Annotated in this window: 13 protein-coding genes and 1 tRNA gene; 9 read left to right on the top strand and 5 right to left on the bottom strand. The window is 75.7% G+C overall.

Translation table 11 applies throughout. The annotated features are described in order from the left end of the window. Window positions 1-86 precede the first annotated feature (86 nt). The 4 genes from V5O49_RS15755 (at window position 87) to V5O49_RS15740 (ending at window position 2,257) form a co-directional block, all read left to right on the top strand. Window positions 87-515: a DUF3052 domain-containing protein gene (locus tag V5O49_RS15755; protein ID WP_278234745.1), complete on the top strand. Its 429-nt coding sequence runs from the start codon at window positions 87-89 to the stop codon at window positions 513-515. Window positions 516-519: 4 nt separating this feature from the next. After that, complete coding sequence (locus V5O49_RS15750; RefSeq protein WP_332903069.1) at window positions 520-987, top strand: peroxiredoxin; 468 nt, start codon at window positions 520-522, stop codon at window positions 985-987. A gap of 57 nt (window positions 988-1,044) precedes the next feature. Continuing rightward, window positions 1,045-1,118 (top strand) — tRNA-Val (locus V5O49_RS15745). Window positions 1,119-1,225: 107 nt separating this feature from the next. Continuing rightward, window positions 1,226-2,257, top strand: coding sequence for a sodium:calcium antiporter (locus V5O49_RS15740; RefSeq protein ID WP_332903068.1), 1,032 nt, complete (start codon window positions 1,226-1,228; stop codon window positions 2,255-2,257). Here V5O49_RS15740 and V5O49_RS15735 read toward each other — a convergent pair whose 3' ends face one another. After that, window positions 2,258-3,088 (bottom strand): CPBP family intramembrane glutamic endopeptidase, encoded by an 831-nt coding sequence (locus tag V5O49_RS15735; protein WP_332903067.1) that lies wholly within the window; start codon window positions 3,086-3,088, stop codon window positions 2,258-2,260. It abuts the gene before it with no gap. A gap of 146 nt (window positions 3,089-3,234) precedes the next feature. On the opposite strand from V5O49_RS15735, the gene V5O49_RS15730 reads away from it, so the two are divergent. The 3 genes from V5O49_RS15730 (at window position 3,235) to V5O49_RS15720 (ending at window position 5,818) form a co-directional block, all read left to right on the top strand. Then, entirely contained in the window at window positions 3,235-4,614 is a 1,380-nt protein-coding gene (locus V5O49_RS15730) for an MBL fold metallo-hydrolase (protein WP_332903066.1), read from the top strand. Window positions 4,615-4,756: 142 nt separating this feature from the next. After that, window positions 4,757-5,263 carry a GyrI-like domain-containing protein gene (locus V5O49_RS15725; RefSeq protein WP_332903065.1) on the top strand — a complete coding sequence of 169 codons (507 nt, stop codon included), beginning with the start codon at window positions 4,757-4,759 and terminating at the stop codon, window positions 5,261-5,263. 30 nt (window positions 5,264-5,293) lie between these two features. Continuing rightward, entirely contained in the window at window positions 5,294-5,818 is a 525-nt protein-coding gene (locus V5O49_RS15720; protein WP_332903064.1) for a flavodoxin family protein, read from the top strand. 3 nt (window positions 5,819-5,821) lie between these two features. Here the strand turns inward: V5O49_RS15720 and V5O49_RS15715 are convergent, their stop codons facing one another. Genes V5O49_RS15715 through V5O49_RS15705 form a run of 3 tightly spaced genes read right to left on the bottom strand, consistent with a single transcriptional unit; the run spans window position 5,822 to window position 9,133 of the window. Then, window positions 5,822-6,811 (bottom strand): zinc-dependent alcohol dehydrogenase family protein, encoded by a 990-nt coding sequence (locus V5O49_RS15715; RefSeq protein ID WP_332903063.1) that lies wholly within the window; start codon window positions 6,809-6,811, stop codon window positions 5,822-5,824. An 8-nt stretch (window positions 6,812-6,819) separates the two neighbouring features. Next, the gene (locus tag V5O49_RS15710) at window positions 6,820-7,704 is read right to left on the bottom strand and encodes a universal stress protein (RefSeq protein ID WP_332903062.1); all 885 of its coding nucleotides are present in this window, start codon (window positions 7,702-7,704) and stop codon (window positions 6,820-6,822) included. Window positions 7,705-7,717: 13 nt separating this feature from the next. Then, the gene (locus V5O49_RS15705; RefSeq protein ID WP_332903061.1) at window positions 7,718-9,133 is read right to left on the bottom strand and encodes an FAD-binding oxidoreductase; all 1,416 of its coding nucleotides are present in this window, start codon (window positions 9,131-9,133) and stop codon (window positions 7,718-7,720) included. A gap of 213 nt (window positions 9,134-9,346) precedes the next feature. Here V5O49_RS15705 and V5O49_RS15700 point away from each other — a divergent pair, with 213 nt between their 5' ends. Next, the gene (locus V5O49_RS15700) at window positions 9,347-9,787 is read left to right on the top strand and encodes a CBS domain-containing protein (RefSeq protein ID WP_332903060.1); all 441 of its coding nucleotides are present in this window, start codon (window positions 9,347-9,349) and stop codon (window positions 9,785-9,787) included. A 15-nt stretch (window positions 9,788-9,802) separates the two neighbouring features. On the opposite strand, the gene V5O49_RS15695 is transcribed toward V5O49_RS15700, so the two are convergent. After that, window positions 9,803-11,497, bottom strand: a complete 1,695-nt coding sequence (locus tag V5O49_RS15695) for a serine/threonine-protein kinase (RefSeq protein ID WP_332903059.1) — start codon at window positions 11,495-11,497, stop codon at window positions 9,803-9,805. Between the two features lie 216 nt (window positions 11,498-11,713). On the opposite strand from V5O49_RS15695, the gene V5O49_RS15690 reads away from it, so the two are divergent. Next, complete coding sequence (locus V5O49_RS15690; protein WP_332903058.1) at window positions 11,714-13,465, top strand: bifunctional 3'-5' exonuclease/DNA polymerase; 1,752 nt, start codon at window positions 11,714-11,716, stop codon at window positions 13,463-13,465.

Below are 13,465 nucleotides of genomic sequence, written 5' to 3'. Positions count from 1 at the left end.
TGGACTGGGCGGGCATCCGGGGGCCGAGTGCATTACCTTGACGCACAGCAGAATGCAGACAGGGCGCCGGTGACGGCGTCGCAGGTATGACGGAAGGAACCAAGGTCCTCGTGGGACAGCAGGCGGACACCCTGGCGGCGCGCTTCGGGTTCACCACCGGTCAGGTCGTGCAGGAGTTCGGGTGGGACGACGACGTCGACGAGCCCCTGCGCGGGGCGATCGAGGCGGTGGTCGGCGACGAGCTCGTGGACGAGGACTTCGACGACGTGGTCGACGGCGTCATCATCTGGTGGCGCGAGGAGGACGGGGACCTGACGGACATGCTGGTCGACGTCCAGACGGCGCTCGACGACGGCGGGCAGATCTGGCTGCTCACCCGCAAGCCCGGCCGGGACGGCCACGTGGGCCACAGCGAGATCCAGGAGGCGTCGACCACCGCCGGCCTGCACGCGACGAGCACGTTCTCCGCGGGCGACGACTGGTCGGCCACGCGCCTCGCCTCGCGCGGTCGGTAGACCCGTGGCCGACGGCGTCGTGCCGGCTGCCGACGCACCGGCACCCGACTTCACGCTGCCCGACACGCACGGCACCCCCACGCACCTGGCCGACCTGCGCGGCGAGCCGGTGCTCGTGGTGTTCTTCCCGTTCGCCTTCTCGGGGACCTGCACCGCGGAGCTCGGCGAGCTGCGCGACCACGCCGGCGAGTTCGAGTCCGCGGGCGTCCGGGTGCTGGCCGTGTCCACGGACCCGGTCTTCACGCTGAAGGCCTGGCAGGAGATCGAGGGCTTCGGCTTCGACCTGCTCAGCGACTTCTGGCCGCACGGCCGGGCCGCGCAGGCGTTCGGCGTCTTCGACGACTCCACCGGGCACGCGCTGCGAGGGTCGTTCCTCGTCGACGCCGACGGCATCGTGCGCTGGTCCGTGGTGCAGCCGCGCGGCGGCCGGCGCGACCTCGACGACTATCTCGCGGCGCTCGCGGAGGTCTGAGCCGCGCGGCCGTGTCCGCGGGCGGGGCGCGGGCGGGTATCCTGTCCTGCGCTGCCGGGGCCTGTAGCTCAGTTGGTCAGAGCGCCACGTTTACACCGTGGATGTCGGGGGTTCGAGTCCCTCCGGGCCCACCGAGACCTCCGTCGAGGTCGCCGCGTACGCCGCCGGGCGACCTCGACCCGGGCGGGCCCCGCGGGCCGTCCAGCGCCCGTCGACCTGCACCGGTAGCGTCGGGGCGATGTTCAGCATGCCGTGGGACCTCGTGCCCAGCCTCGTCGCGCTGGCGGCCATGTCCGGGGTGATCGTCCTCGCGGGCGTGCGGCTGACCCGGGTCGCCGACACGCTGTCCGAGCGGACCGGCCTGGGCGACGCGGTCGGCGGTGCGCTGCTCCTCGGGGCGGTCACCTCCCTGCCCGGCCTGGTCACGGTGCTCACGGGGTCCCTCGGCGGCGACGCCGGCTTCGCGCTCGCCAACCCGGTCGGCGGGGTGGCGGTGCAGACCGTCTGGCTCGCGATCGCCGACCTGGTCTACCGTCGGGTCAACCTCGAGCACGCGGCGGCCTCCCTGCAGAACGTCCTGCAGTCGTTGATCCTCGTCGCCCTGCTGGCCGTCCCCGTGGTCGCCGCCGCCACGCCGGACCTGACGATCGGCTGGGTGCACTGGCTCACGCTGCTCATCCCCGTGCTCTACGGCTACGGGCTCGTGCTGCTGCGCCAGATGCACAAGGCGCCGATGTGGCAGCCCATCCGGACCGCGCAGACGGCGGACGACGACGAGGGCGACGGGGACGACGGCGAGGAGGACTCCCGCTCGACCCGGCGGCTGTGGGGGCTGCTGGCCGGGCTCGGGCTCGTCGTCGGCGTCGCGGGCTGGATCGTCGGCCGGGCAGGACTGTCCGTGGTCGAGGCGACCGGGCTCGACGGCGGGGTCGTCGGCTTCACCCTCACCACGGGGATCAGCTCCCTGCCCGAGCTCGTGGTGCTGGTGACCGCGGTCAAGATGGGCCAGCTCACCCTCGGTATCGGCAACGTCATCGGCGGCAACGTCTACGACATGCTCATGGTCTCCGTCGCCGACGCGGCGTACCTGCCCGGGTCCGTCTACACCGACGCGGGGTCGACCGGCCTGGTGCTGGTCGGCGGGACCCTGCTGATGACCGCCACGCTGGCCGCCGGGCTCATCGTGCGCGACCGGCGGGGGATCGGCTTCGAGGGCATCGCGATCCCGGCGATCTACGTCGGGACCGTGGCGCTCGCGGTCTGGGGCTGATCACCGGCGCCGGCGGAGGTCGGCGGCGACGATCACCACCGCGGCCACCATGACAACGGTGGAGCTGACGGCGGCGACGGTGCCCGCGGTGCCCGGGGTGCCGGACGTCAGGTTGAACGCGACGTGCCACACCGCCACCAGCAGGATGCTCGCCGACGCCCCGCGGTACAGCCACGTGAGCACGACGGACCCCGCGGTCAGACCGATCACCCACCCGACGGTCTCGACCGGGGTGAAGCCCGCGAACGAGCCCATGAGGACGAACAGGGGTGCGTGCCACGGCGCCCACGCCGCCGCGACCAGCAGCGCGGTCGCGGTCAGGCCGTGCCGACGCAGCAGACGGTCCGCGAGGAAGCCGCGCCACCCGGTCTCCTCCCCGAGCCCGTTGACCACGAGGGCCAGGGCGACGGTCCCCACCGGGCCCGCCGCGGCGTCGATCCCGCTGTACCGGGTCAGGTCCCCGGCATCGGTCGTGCCGCCGACGACGGCGAGCCCGACCGCACCGACCCCCAGGACGGCGACCACGGACAGCCACCACCGGCCCACCCGCCAGCGGACCAGCCGGCGGCCCAGGTCCGCGAGCCCTGCCCGCCCCCCGACGACCGCCGTGACGACCACGGCGGCCAGCGCGGGGCCCAGCAGACCCGGCAGCTGGCTCGGTCGACCCACCCCGGCCTCGACGGTCTGCTCGCCGAGCGCGAGCGGGACCCAGTACGCCCACGAGAGGGCGTACGCGAGGACGACGTAGGCGGCCAGCGGGTGCGCGGCCACCCGCCCCCGCACGTCCGGACCGTGCCGGACGGCGGGCCGCTCGGCGTCCGCGGTGCCCATGGCCTGCTCCTCGGGTGGCTCCTCCCATCGTCCGTCCGGCCGCGGCGGCTCGCCGCTCGACGACGTCCGACGCCGGGACCTCCGGCCGACCGTCTCGGGACCATCGGCCCTGCTGACCGAGCCGCGAGGGGCGGACGATGGGGAGGGTGGGGACAGCATCGGTCGCGCTGACGTTCCTCGGTGGCGCCGGGACCGTGACGGGGAGCCGTTTCCTGCTCGAGTCCGACGAGCGGCGGCTCCTGGTCGACTGCGGTCTCTACCAGGGCGAGCGGCGGTGGAGGCGGAGGAACTGGGACGCCTTCCCGGTCCCGCCGGAGACGATCGGCGACGTGGTCCTGACGCACTGCCACCTGGACCACTGCGGATTCCTCCCCGTCCTCGTGCGCGACGGCTACGCGGGGTCGATCCGGATGACCGAGGGGACGGCCGCGCTCACCGCGATCGTCCTGCGCGACAGCGCGAACCTGCAGGAGCGGGACGCGGACCTCGCGCGACGCGGCGGGTGGTCACGTCACGACCCGCCGCTGCCGCTCTACACGGTCGAGGACGCCGAGCGCGCGATCGAGAGGTTCGAGACCGTGCCCTTCGACGTCGACGTCGACCTCGGGGGCGAGTCGAGCCTGCGACTCGTCCGGGCCGGTCACGTCCTGGGCTCGGCCAGCGTGCTGGCTCGGGTCGGGTCCGCCCGGGTCCTCGTCTCCGGCGACCTCGGCCGCACCGAGCACCCGGTGCTGCGACCACGCGCCGACCCGCCCGCGGCGCGCACGGTGGTGATCGAGTCCACCTACGGCGACCGCGAGCACCGCGAGCCGCCCCGGGCGCACGCGGCGTTTGCGGACGCCGTACGCCGCACGATCCGTCGGGGCGGCGTGGTCCTCGTGCCGGCGTTCGCCGTCGACCGCACGGAGCTGGTCCTGCACGCCCTGTCCACGATGGTCCGCGAGGGCCAGATCCCTCCGGTCCCGGTCTTCGTCGACAGCCCGATGGCGCTGGCCGCCCTCGACGTCTACCGCCGCGCCGGGGTCGCCGGAGAGCTGCGTCCGGGCATGTCGGACCTCGTCGACCTCCCGTCGCTGCACGCGGCGCGGACCCCGGAGGAGTCGATGAGGCTCAACTCGCCGCGGCAGCCGTGCATCGTCGTCTCCGCCTCGGGGATGGCGTCCGGTGGCCGCGTGGTCCACCACCTGCGCCATCTGCTCCCGGACCGGCGCAACTGCGTGGTCCTGACCGGCTACCAGGCGATCGGCACCCGGGGCAGCATGCTCCGCGACGGCGCCCGCGAGGTGAAGATGATGGGCCGGTACGTCCCGGTGAACGCCGAGATCGTCGAGGACCAGGAGTTCTCCGTCCACGCCGACGCGAGCGAGCTGGTCGACTGGCTGCGTCAGATGCCCGAGCCTCCGGAGGCCGTCTACGTCGTCCACGGCGAGGAACGCGCGTCGACCGCTCTGGCCGGCCGCATCCGTGACGAGGTCGGCTGTCCCGCCGTCGTCCCGCGCGCCGGCGAGAAGGTGCTCGTGGACTGACGGCTCCCGGCCCCGGGGTCCGGGACCTCCGGCGGGTCGACTCGGGACCTAGGGCCCTGTCCGGACGCCGGGCGCCCGGTCGATCGTGGGAACCAGCGGTCGACGCTGACGCGCCGCAGTCCGGCAGGGAGGTCGAGCAGCGATGGACGAGACGCACGAGATCCGACTGATCGAGTCCGTGGAGCAGCCCACCTTCGGGCTGCGGCAGATGGTGAGCCAGGAGGACGTGCCCGCGCTGTTCGCCCGGGTCCTGCCCCGGGTGGTCGCCGCCCTGGAGAACGGCGGCGTGCAGCCCGCCGGTCCGCCCTACGCCCGCTACCGCGGGCCCATGGCCGGGGGCTTCGACATCGAGATCGGGTTCCCGCTGGCCGAACCGGCCGACCTCACCGTGGCCGACCCCGGCCCCGGGAGGCCGGTCTCCGGCGTCCTGCCCGAGGCGCGCGTCGTGGAGACCCTCCACGACGGGGCCTACGACGGGCTGGCGGCGACCTACGCACGGCTGGAGACCTGGATGACCGAGCACGACGTGCATCCCCTGGACCAGTCGTGGGAGTTCTACGAGGCCGGACCCGAGTCGGACCCCGACCCGGCGACCTGGCGCACCCGGATCGTCATGCCGGTCAGCGGTCCGGCCGTCGAGGCCGGCTGAGGGCGCTCGGGCGCCGAGGAGTTGATCGTCATGTCCGCACTCGTGATCTACGAGACCAGCTTCGGCAACACCGCCCTGGTGGCGCGTGCCGTCGGGGACGGGATCGCCACCCGCATGCCGGTGCGCGTCCGCTCCGTCAGCAGCCTGGGCGACGACGAGGCCGACGGGGAGGACCTCGTCGTCGTCGGTGGCCCGACCCACGCCTTCGGCATGAGCCGGCCCCAGACACGGCACGAGGCGCAGGAACGGCTGGGCGACCGCCCCTCCGACTACCCGGGCATCCGGGAGTGGATCGACCGTCTCTCACCGGACCGCGACCTGCGGCTGTACGCCACGTTCGACACGCGCGTCGAGAAGGTCCGCCACCTGCCCGGGTCGGCCGCGCACGCCGCGGCACGCGCGCTGCGGCACGACGGGCACCGCGTGGTGGACCGGGGGGCGTCGTTCTACGTCGCCGACACCGAGGGGCCGCTCCTGCCGCACGAGCGCGACCGGGCCCGCGAGTGGGGCGAACGGCTGGCCGTCCGCTCCCTGGAGATGCTGCAGCGCGCCTGAGGTTCACGCCGGCGCGAGCACCAGGGAGCCGGAGGCACGTCCTGCTCGCAGGTCGTCCAGGGCCGCGTCGGCGGCGGTGAACGGGTACCGCGTGACGGCCGGCGTCAGACGCATCGTGGTGGCCAGCCGCAGCAGCGCGGCACCGTCTGCCCGCGTGTTGGCGGTCACCGTGCGCAGGTCGCGCTCGTCGAACAGGTCGCGGGTGTAGTCCATCGCGGGGATCCCGCTCATGTGGATGCCGGCCAGCGCGACCGTGCCGCCACGCTCGGTGGCCTGCAGCGCGAGGGGGACCAGCTCGCCTGCCGGGGCGAACACGATCGCGGCGTCGACCCGCACCGGGGGCACGTCGGTGGCGCCACCGACGAAGGCCGCCCCGGCGCGTCGCGCCAGCTCGCGGTTCTGCTCGCCGCGGGTCATGACGAACAGCTCGGCCCCGCGGGCGGTCGCCACCTGGGCGGTGAGGTGCGCGCTCGAGCCGAACCCGTAGATGCCGAGACGCCCGCCGGGGGGCAGGTTCGCCCGGCTCAGGGCGCGGTAGCCGATGATGCCGGCGCACAGCAGCGGTGCCGTCGTGACGGGGTCGTGGTCGGCGGTCAGCGGGTAGGCGAAGGCCTCGGGCACGGTGGTGTGCTCCGCGAAGCCGCCGTCGGCGTCCCACCCGGTGTAGGCCGAGTCGGGACAGAGGTTCTCGCGGCCCTCGCGGCACCAGCGGCAGGCCCCGCAGGTGCGGCGCAGCCAGGCGACGCCGACGCGCTCGCCCGGGCGCAGCCGACGGACGGCGGACCCGGTGGCCTCGACCGTCCCCACGACCTGGTGGCCGGGGACGACGTGCGGCCGGTGCACGGCGAGCTCGCGGTCGACCACGTGCAGGTCGGTGCGGCATACCCCGCAGGCCTCGACCCGCACGAGCACCTCGTCCGCCGCCGGCTCCGGGACGGGCAGCTCGGACAGGGTGAGGCTCCCGGCCCGGTCACCGGTCGTCCAGGCCCGCACGAGGGTCCTCAGTCCTCGTGGGGGTGCGGCCGGTCGGTGTGCACCACGGTGACGACGCAGGGGGCCTCGCCCAGCAGCGCGTCCGGGACCGAACCGAGCAGCCGCCCGAGGAAGCGCCGGTGCCGGTGCCCACCGAGGACGAGCAGGTCCGACGCCGTCACCTCGTCCAGGAGCGCCTCCGCGGCGTCCCCGGGCCGCGTCCGCAGGAGGCACTCGACCTCGGGGTAGGTGGTCGTCCAGCGGCTGGCCAGCCCGCGCAGCGCGGCCTCGACGTCCTCGTCCTGCACGGGTCCCGCCTCGTGCGCGACCTGCGTCGCCGGCTGCACGGCGTGCACAAGCACGACGGGGCAGCCGCTGCGGTCCGCCTCGGAGAACGCGAGGTCGAGCGCCGCCGTGGGGTCGTCGTCGAACCCGATGCCGACCACGACCCGCTCCGGGGTGGGCCCCTGGGCGCCGGTGGGGACGATCGCGACCGGACCCCGGGCGTGCGCGGCGGTCGCCGCGGACACCGACCCCAGGGCGTGCCGCGAGCCGGCCGCGCCGCGGCGCCCGACGACGACCAGGTCGACGTCGCGCGAGTACGCGGTCAGCACGGAGTCGGGCGCACCGATGCTGGCCGCGGACCGCACCTCCGGCATGTCCTGCGGGTCGTGCCGGATCCTGCCGAGCGCGTCGGCCACGACCTGCTGGGCCTCGGCACGCAGCTGCTCGGGGTCGTAGGCCGGCACGGGGCTGACGGGCCCGGCCGGCACCGTCCGGGCGTGCGTCACGGTCAGCGTCGCGTGGTGGCGCGCCGCGGCGGCCAGGGCCCAGTCGAACGCGTGGTAGCTCTCGGGGGACCCGTCCACGCCGACGACGACGCCGCGCGACCAGATCTCGCTCTTCTCGATCACCGCGATCAGCTCCTCAGGGTGCGATGTTCTGGTGCAGCCGGAAGAGGTTCTGCGGGTCCATGCGCTGCTTGAGCGCACGCAGCCGGGCGTAGTTCGCCTCGCCGTGGGCCGCCCGCAGGGTCTCCTGGCCGCCCTCCTGGAAACCGGGGAAGTTGAGGTACTCGCGTCCCGTGGACAGCGCGTCGAGGTCGGCGGCGCAGCCCCGGGCCCAGCGCATGTTCGCCTCGTCGTCGTCCGGCTCGGTCCAGTTCGCCTCGATGCCCACGAGATAGGGCGCGCTGCGGTCGCCGAACGCGGTGTCCTCGGCACCGACCCGCGACATCGCGCCACCCAGGTGCCACAGGTCGATGGTGGACAGCGCCGAGGGACGGCGGTGCATCTGGTCCACGCTGCGCAGCAGCGCCTCCTCGGAGAGCTCGGGCAGGTGCACCGAGCGCCAGTAGTACCGCATCCCCTCGGGGTAGTCGGCGTCGAAGAGCTGCTGCAGCTCGACGTACGGCACCGGGCCGCTGAGGTCCGCGGCCGGGTCGGGCAGGTCGCGGATCGGCGCCAGCAGCTCCTCCCCGTGGTCGGGGTCGGCCACGCAGGCCAGCACGATCACGCACGGCTGCCCCGTCAGCTCGGCGGGGACGGCCTCGTCCTCGGGGGCGGCCCCGAGGACGGCCATGGACGAGACCTCGTCGGGCAGGTCGGCGGACCAGTCCCGGTAGGCGTGCAGGACCTCCAGGGCCCGGTCGGCGCGGTGGAGGACGAACCCGGCGTAGACCTCCGGTCCGACCGGGTGCAGCCGCACGACGAGCTCGGTGACGACCCCCAGGTTGCCGCCCCCGCCGCGCAGGCCCCACAGCAGCTCGGGGTCGTTCTCCTCGTCGACCTCGTGGACGGTCCCGTCCGCGGCGACCACCGTCGCCCCGACGATGTTGTCGCACGTCAGCCCGAGCAGGCGCCGCAGCCACCCGATGCCGCCGGTCAGCCCCAGCCCGCCGATCCCCGTGTCGGAGAAGACCCCGGCCGGGGCCGCGAGGGCGTGCTCCTGGGTGGCGGCGTCCAGGTCGCCGAGCCGCGCCCCGCCGGCGACCCGGGCGAGCCGGGTCCCGGGGTCGACCGACACGTCGCGCATCTGCCCGAGGTCGATGACGAGCCCGTCGTCGACGCCCGCGGTGCCGGCGACGTTGTGCCCGCCGGCGCGCACCGCGACGAGCAGGCGGTGCTCGGCGGCCAGCAGCACGGCTCGTCGCACGTCCTCGGTGGTGGCGCACCGCACGATCGCGGCCGGGTGCCGGTCGGTCACGGCGTTCCACAGCGCGCGGGACGTGTCGTAGTCGGGGTCCCCGGCCCGGACCAGGGTGCCGGTCAGGTCGGCGGCCAGCGCGTCCAGCTCGGCGTCGAGCCGCGTGGTGCCGCCGTCGATCGTGGTGAGCTCGGTCATCACCCGCTCCTTCGATGGTGTGTGGACGACCTCGTCGCGCCGGGGCGCGCCGCGCGACGCCTCCTGGGATCGAGCCTAGTGAGGGCGCGGTGACTCGCTCGCCGGACCGCGCAGAGAACCGGGGCCCACCGGGCGAGCGCGTGCGGATGCCGTACGGTCGACGCAGGAGGCCGGGGCGACGGCGCCCGGCGCTGACACGGCGGAGGTGCCGGGATGCGGGTGACAGAGACGTTGCGGCACAAGGGTGACGAGGTCGTCACCGTCACGCCGGGGGCGAGCGTGCGGGACCTGCTGGCGCTGCTGGCCGAGCACCGCATCGGTGCGGTCGTCGTGTCCGGCGACGGCACCCACGTCGACGGCATCGTCAGCGAGCGCGACGTGGTCCGTCGGCTGCACCACGACGGCGACGGGGTGCTCGACGCCTCCGTGGCGCAGCTCATGACGGTCGACGTGCACACCTGCAGGCCCGAGACGCCGTTGGACGACCTGATGGCCGTGATGACCGAGCGCCGGGTCCGCCACGTGCCGGTCCTGGACGACGGCCGGCTGGTCGGGATCGTCAGCATCGGCGACGTCGTCAAGCGCCGCATGGCCGAGGTGCAGGCCGAGCGCGACCAGCTCACCGACTACATCACCGGCGGCCGGGCGCACTGACCGGCGTCGGTCGGGTCACGGCGCGGGGGTGCTCCCGCCCGGCGCCGGTGACGCCTCGGCGTCCGACGGCGCCGTGGGCGCGTCGTCGGTCGGCTCGGGCGCCGGCGCCGGCGCCGTGGTGGTGTCGTCCGTGGGGTCCGGGTCGGGCGTCGGCGGCGGTGCCGTCGTGGTGTCGTCCGTGGGGTCCGGCTCCGGTGCCGTGGGCGACGCTGTCGTCGGCTCCGGCGACGGCTCGTCCGACGGCGTGGGGCTCGGCGACGGACTGGGCGACGGCTCCTGAGTGGGTTCGGGCTCGGGCGCCGGTGCGGCGGGCGGTGCCGTCGTCGGGTCGTCCGGGCGAGGTGGCGTCGTGCGGTCCGTGGTCGGGGAGGGGCTGACCGTGACGACGGGCACGGGGTCTCCTCGGTCCGCGTCGCCCAGGGGCCAGGACACGACGGCGCCGGCGGCGACGGCCAGCACGAGGGCCACCAGCGCGACCGGGACCCACCGGCGGGCGGACGACGGCGGGGCGTCCGGCGCCGCGGCACCCGGGTCGGCGGGCGTCGCCCCGGTGACCGCCGCGGCCGCTCCGGCAGCGCCGGTCGCCTCGCCGGCGTCGCCGGGGGCACCGGCGCCGACCGCGCCGAGCTGCCGGGTCCGCTGCAGCTCGGCGTCGCTCGCGGCCGCCGCTGCTGCCGCGGCGAGCGCCGCCGTCGTGCCGGCGGCTCCCAGCGCGGCGGTCCGGTCCGGGTCCTGCGCGTCGACCTCGGCGAGGCTCATCGTCTGGTCGGGGTCCGCCCCCGCGCCCGCGGCGGCGCTCGCGGCGAGGCCCAGGACGGACGCGGCGGCGGCCGCCATGGTGCCGGCGGCGGTGAACCGGCGGTCGGGGTCCTTGGCCATCGCCTGCGCGACGAACCGGTCGACGGAGGTCGGCACGCCGGCCCGGCGGGCCGACGGCGCGGGCACGGGCGCCCCGACGTGGGCGCGCAGCACGTCGGCGGGCTCGGCGCGCTCGTACGGAGCGTGCCCGGTGAGGGCGAAGTAGGTCAGCGCCCCGACGGAGTACAGGTCGCTGCGTGCGTCGAGCGGCCTGCCCTGGGCCTGCTCGGGCGACATGAACGCCGCCGAGCCCACGACGGTCCCGCCGTCGCCGCCCCGGCCGCCGGGGGCGGTGAGACCCAGGTCGATCAGCCCGACCTGGACGGTGCCGTCCGGGTGCCGCTCGACGACCACGTTGCGTGGGCTCACGTCGCGGTGCACCAGCCCGGCGGCGTGCACGGCCGCGAGCGCCGCGAGCAGCCCGCCGGCGACCCCGAGCGCCTCGGGCCACGGCAGGCCCGTCGAGGGCGTCTGCTCGGCGAGGGTGGTCCCGGGCAGCCGCCGGGTCAGCAGCCAGGGGACGGTCGCGCCCGCGATCTCGTCCTCACCGGTGTCGAGGACCTTGGCGACGCCCGGGTGGTCGACCTGGTCGGAGGCGGCGATCTCGCGGGCCAGGGCCGCACGGGTGGGTTCGTCGTCGACCAGGTGCGGGTGCAGGACCTTGATGACCAGCGGCTCGGTGTCCTCCGCGGTCCCGTCCGTGCCGGTCCCGTCCGTGCCGGTCGCCCCGACCCGGGAGGCCTCGTAGACCGTGTAGGTGCCACCGGTGCCGAGGATGTCGCCCAGCACGTACGCCCCGCCGAGCACGACGTGGCCGCCGGACGACTCCTCGGCCGGTCCCGGGGGCGTCACGCCGCGCACCGTCGTCGAGGTGCGGATCCGCGCGGGGCGTCCACGTTCCTCGGCACCGGCGGGGCGCTGGTCTCGATCGTCTCAGTCATGGGCCATCACAGAGTAAGTGGTGGGTGCCGCCGCTGCACGGCCGTGGACGGCCGGACGGCCCGTCTGTCGCGCACCTCACGGTGCCGGTCGGGACCCGCTGTCGGGGGCGTGCGGGAGGATCGCCCGGTGCACGTCCTCCTCACGCGACTCCCCGCCGGCCGGGTCCGGGTCCATCCGTCCGACGACGGCGTACCGGCCGACGCCGGTGCCGCGGCCCCGCAGGACGCCGACGCCGACGCCGTCCCCGCCGTCGTGCACCGGCTCGAGGAGACCGGCCACCCGCGGTGGACCTGGGACGACACCAACCGGTGGTACCCGGCGCTGCTGACCGCCGGCGTCCGGCTCGACCGCGCCCACGACCTGCGGCTCGCCCACCGCGTGCTGCGCACCTCGGAGCTCTCGCGCACCTCGGAGCTGGCCGGGGCCACGCCCGGCCCGTGGGACGCCCTCGAGCCGACCGCGGCCGGGGGAGAGGACAGCACCTCCGTCCTGCGCGCACGGCAGCACGAGTCCCTGTTCGACCTCGACGACGTCGCGCCGGCCGCCCCGCCCGCGGACGGGGCGGACCCGCAGCGCGAGCTCGAGGTCCAGCGGGCCGCGGTCGCCGGCTCCTCCGACCCCGGCCGGCTGCGGCTGCTGCTGGCCGCCGAGTCCGCCGGGGCGCTCGCGGCCGCCGAGATGCACCACGCAGGCCTGCCGTGGCGCGCCGACGTCCACGACGCGATCCTCAGCGAGGCCCTCGGACCCCGGCCGGCCCCCGGGCAGCGTCCGGCCCGCCTGGAGGCGCTCGTGGCCGACGTCCGTGCCGCGCTGGACGCCCCGCCGACGCTCAACCCCGACTCCCACCCGGACCTGCTGCGGGCCCTGGAGTACGCGGGCGTCGGTGCCCGCAGCCTGCGCAAGGGGGAGCTCGAACGGATCGACCACCCGGTGGTCGCGCCGCTGCTGGAGTACAAGAGCCTGTACCGGCTGTGGACGGCCAACGGCTGGCAGTGGCTCGACCAGTGGGTCCGCGGCGACCGGTTCCGCACCGACTACGTCGTGGCGGGCGTGGTCACCGGGCGCTGGTCCTCCACCGGCGGCGGCGCCCTGCAGCTGCCGAAGGGCGTGCGCGGGGCCGTGCGGGCCGACCCCGGCTGGGTGCTCGTCGTGGCCGACGCCGCCCAGCTCGAGCCACGGGTGCTGGCCGCGATGGCGCACGACGAGGCGATGGCGGCTGCCGGGCGGGACGGCGACCTGTACGCGGGCATCGTGGCCTCCGGTGCCGTCGCCACCCGCGAGCACGCCAAGGTGGGCATGCTCGGCGCGCTGTACGGCGGGACCACCGGCGTCAGCGGGCAGGTGCTGCCGCGGCTGCGGCGCGCCTTCCCGCACGCGATGGGGCTGGTGGAGGACGCCGCGGCCACCGGTGAGGGCGGGGGCGTGGTGACCACCTGGCTGGGACGGTCCTCCCCACCGCCCGGCCAGGCCTGGGACGAGGCGCAGTCCGGGGCGCTCGGGGAGGGCGCCGCGGAGGACGCGGCGACCCTCGCGCGGTCCTCGGCCCGTGCGTGGGGCCGGTTCACGCGCAACTTCGTGGTCCAGGGCACCGCCGCGGAGTGGGCGGAGTGCTGGCTCGCCTCGATCCGGCGCCGGCTGTGGGCGCTCGGTACCGCCGGGCCCGCCGGTCGGGCGCCCGCGCCGTTCGCCGACCGTCCGCACCTGGTGTTCTTCGTCCACGACGAGGTCGTGGTGCACGCCCCGGCGGGGCTCGCCGACGCGGTGGCGCACGAGGTGCGCGAGGCCGCGGCCGAGGCCGGCCGGCTGCTGTTCGGCGACTTCCCGGTCGCCTTCCCGCTGACGGTCGCCGCCGTGGCGGCGTACGACGAGGCGAAGTAG

Origin of the sequence: Isoptericola haloaureus (assembly GCF_036689775.1) — a bacterium.
Classification (GTDB): Bacteria; Actinomycetota; Actinomycetes; order Actinomycetales; family Cellulomonadaceae; genus Isoptericola; species Isoptericola haloaureus.
This window is presented reverse-complemented; position numbering and strand designations above follow the sequence as displayed.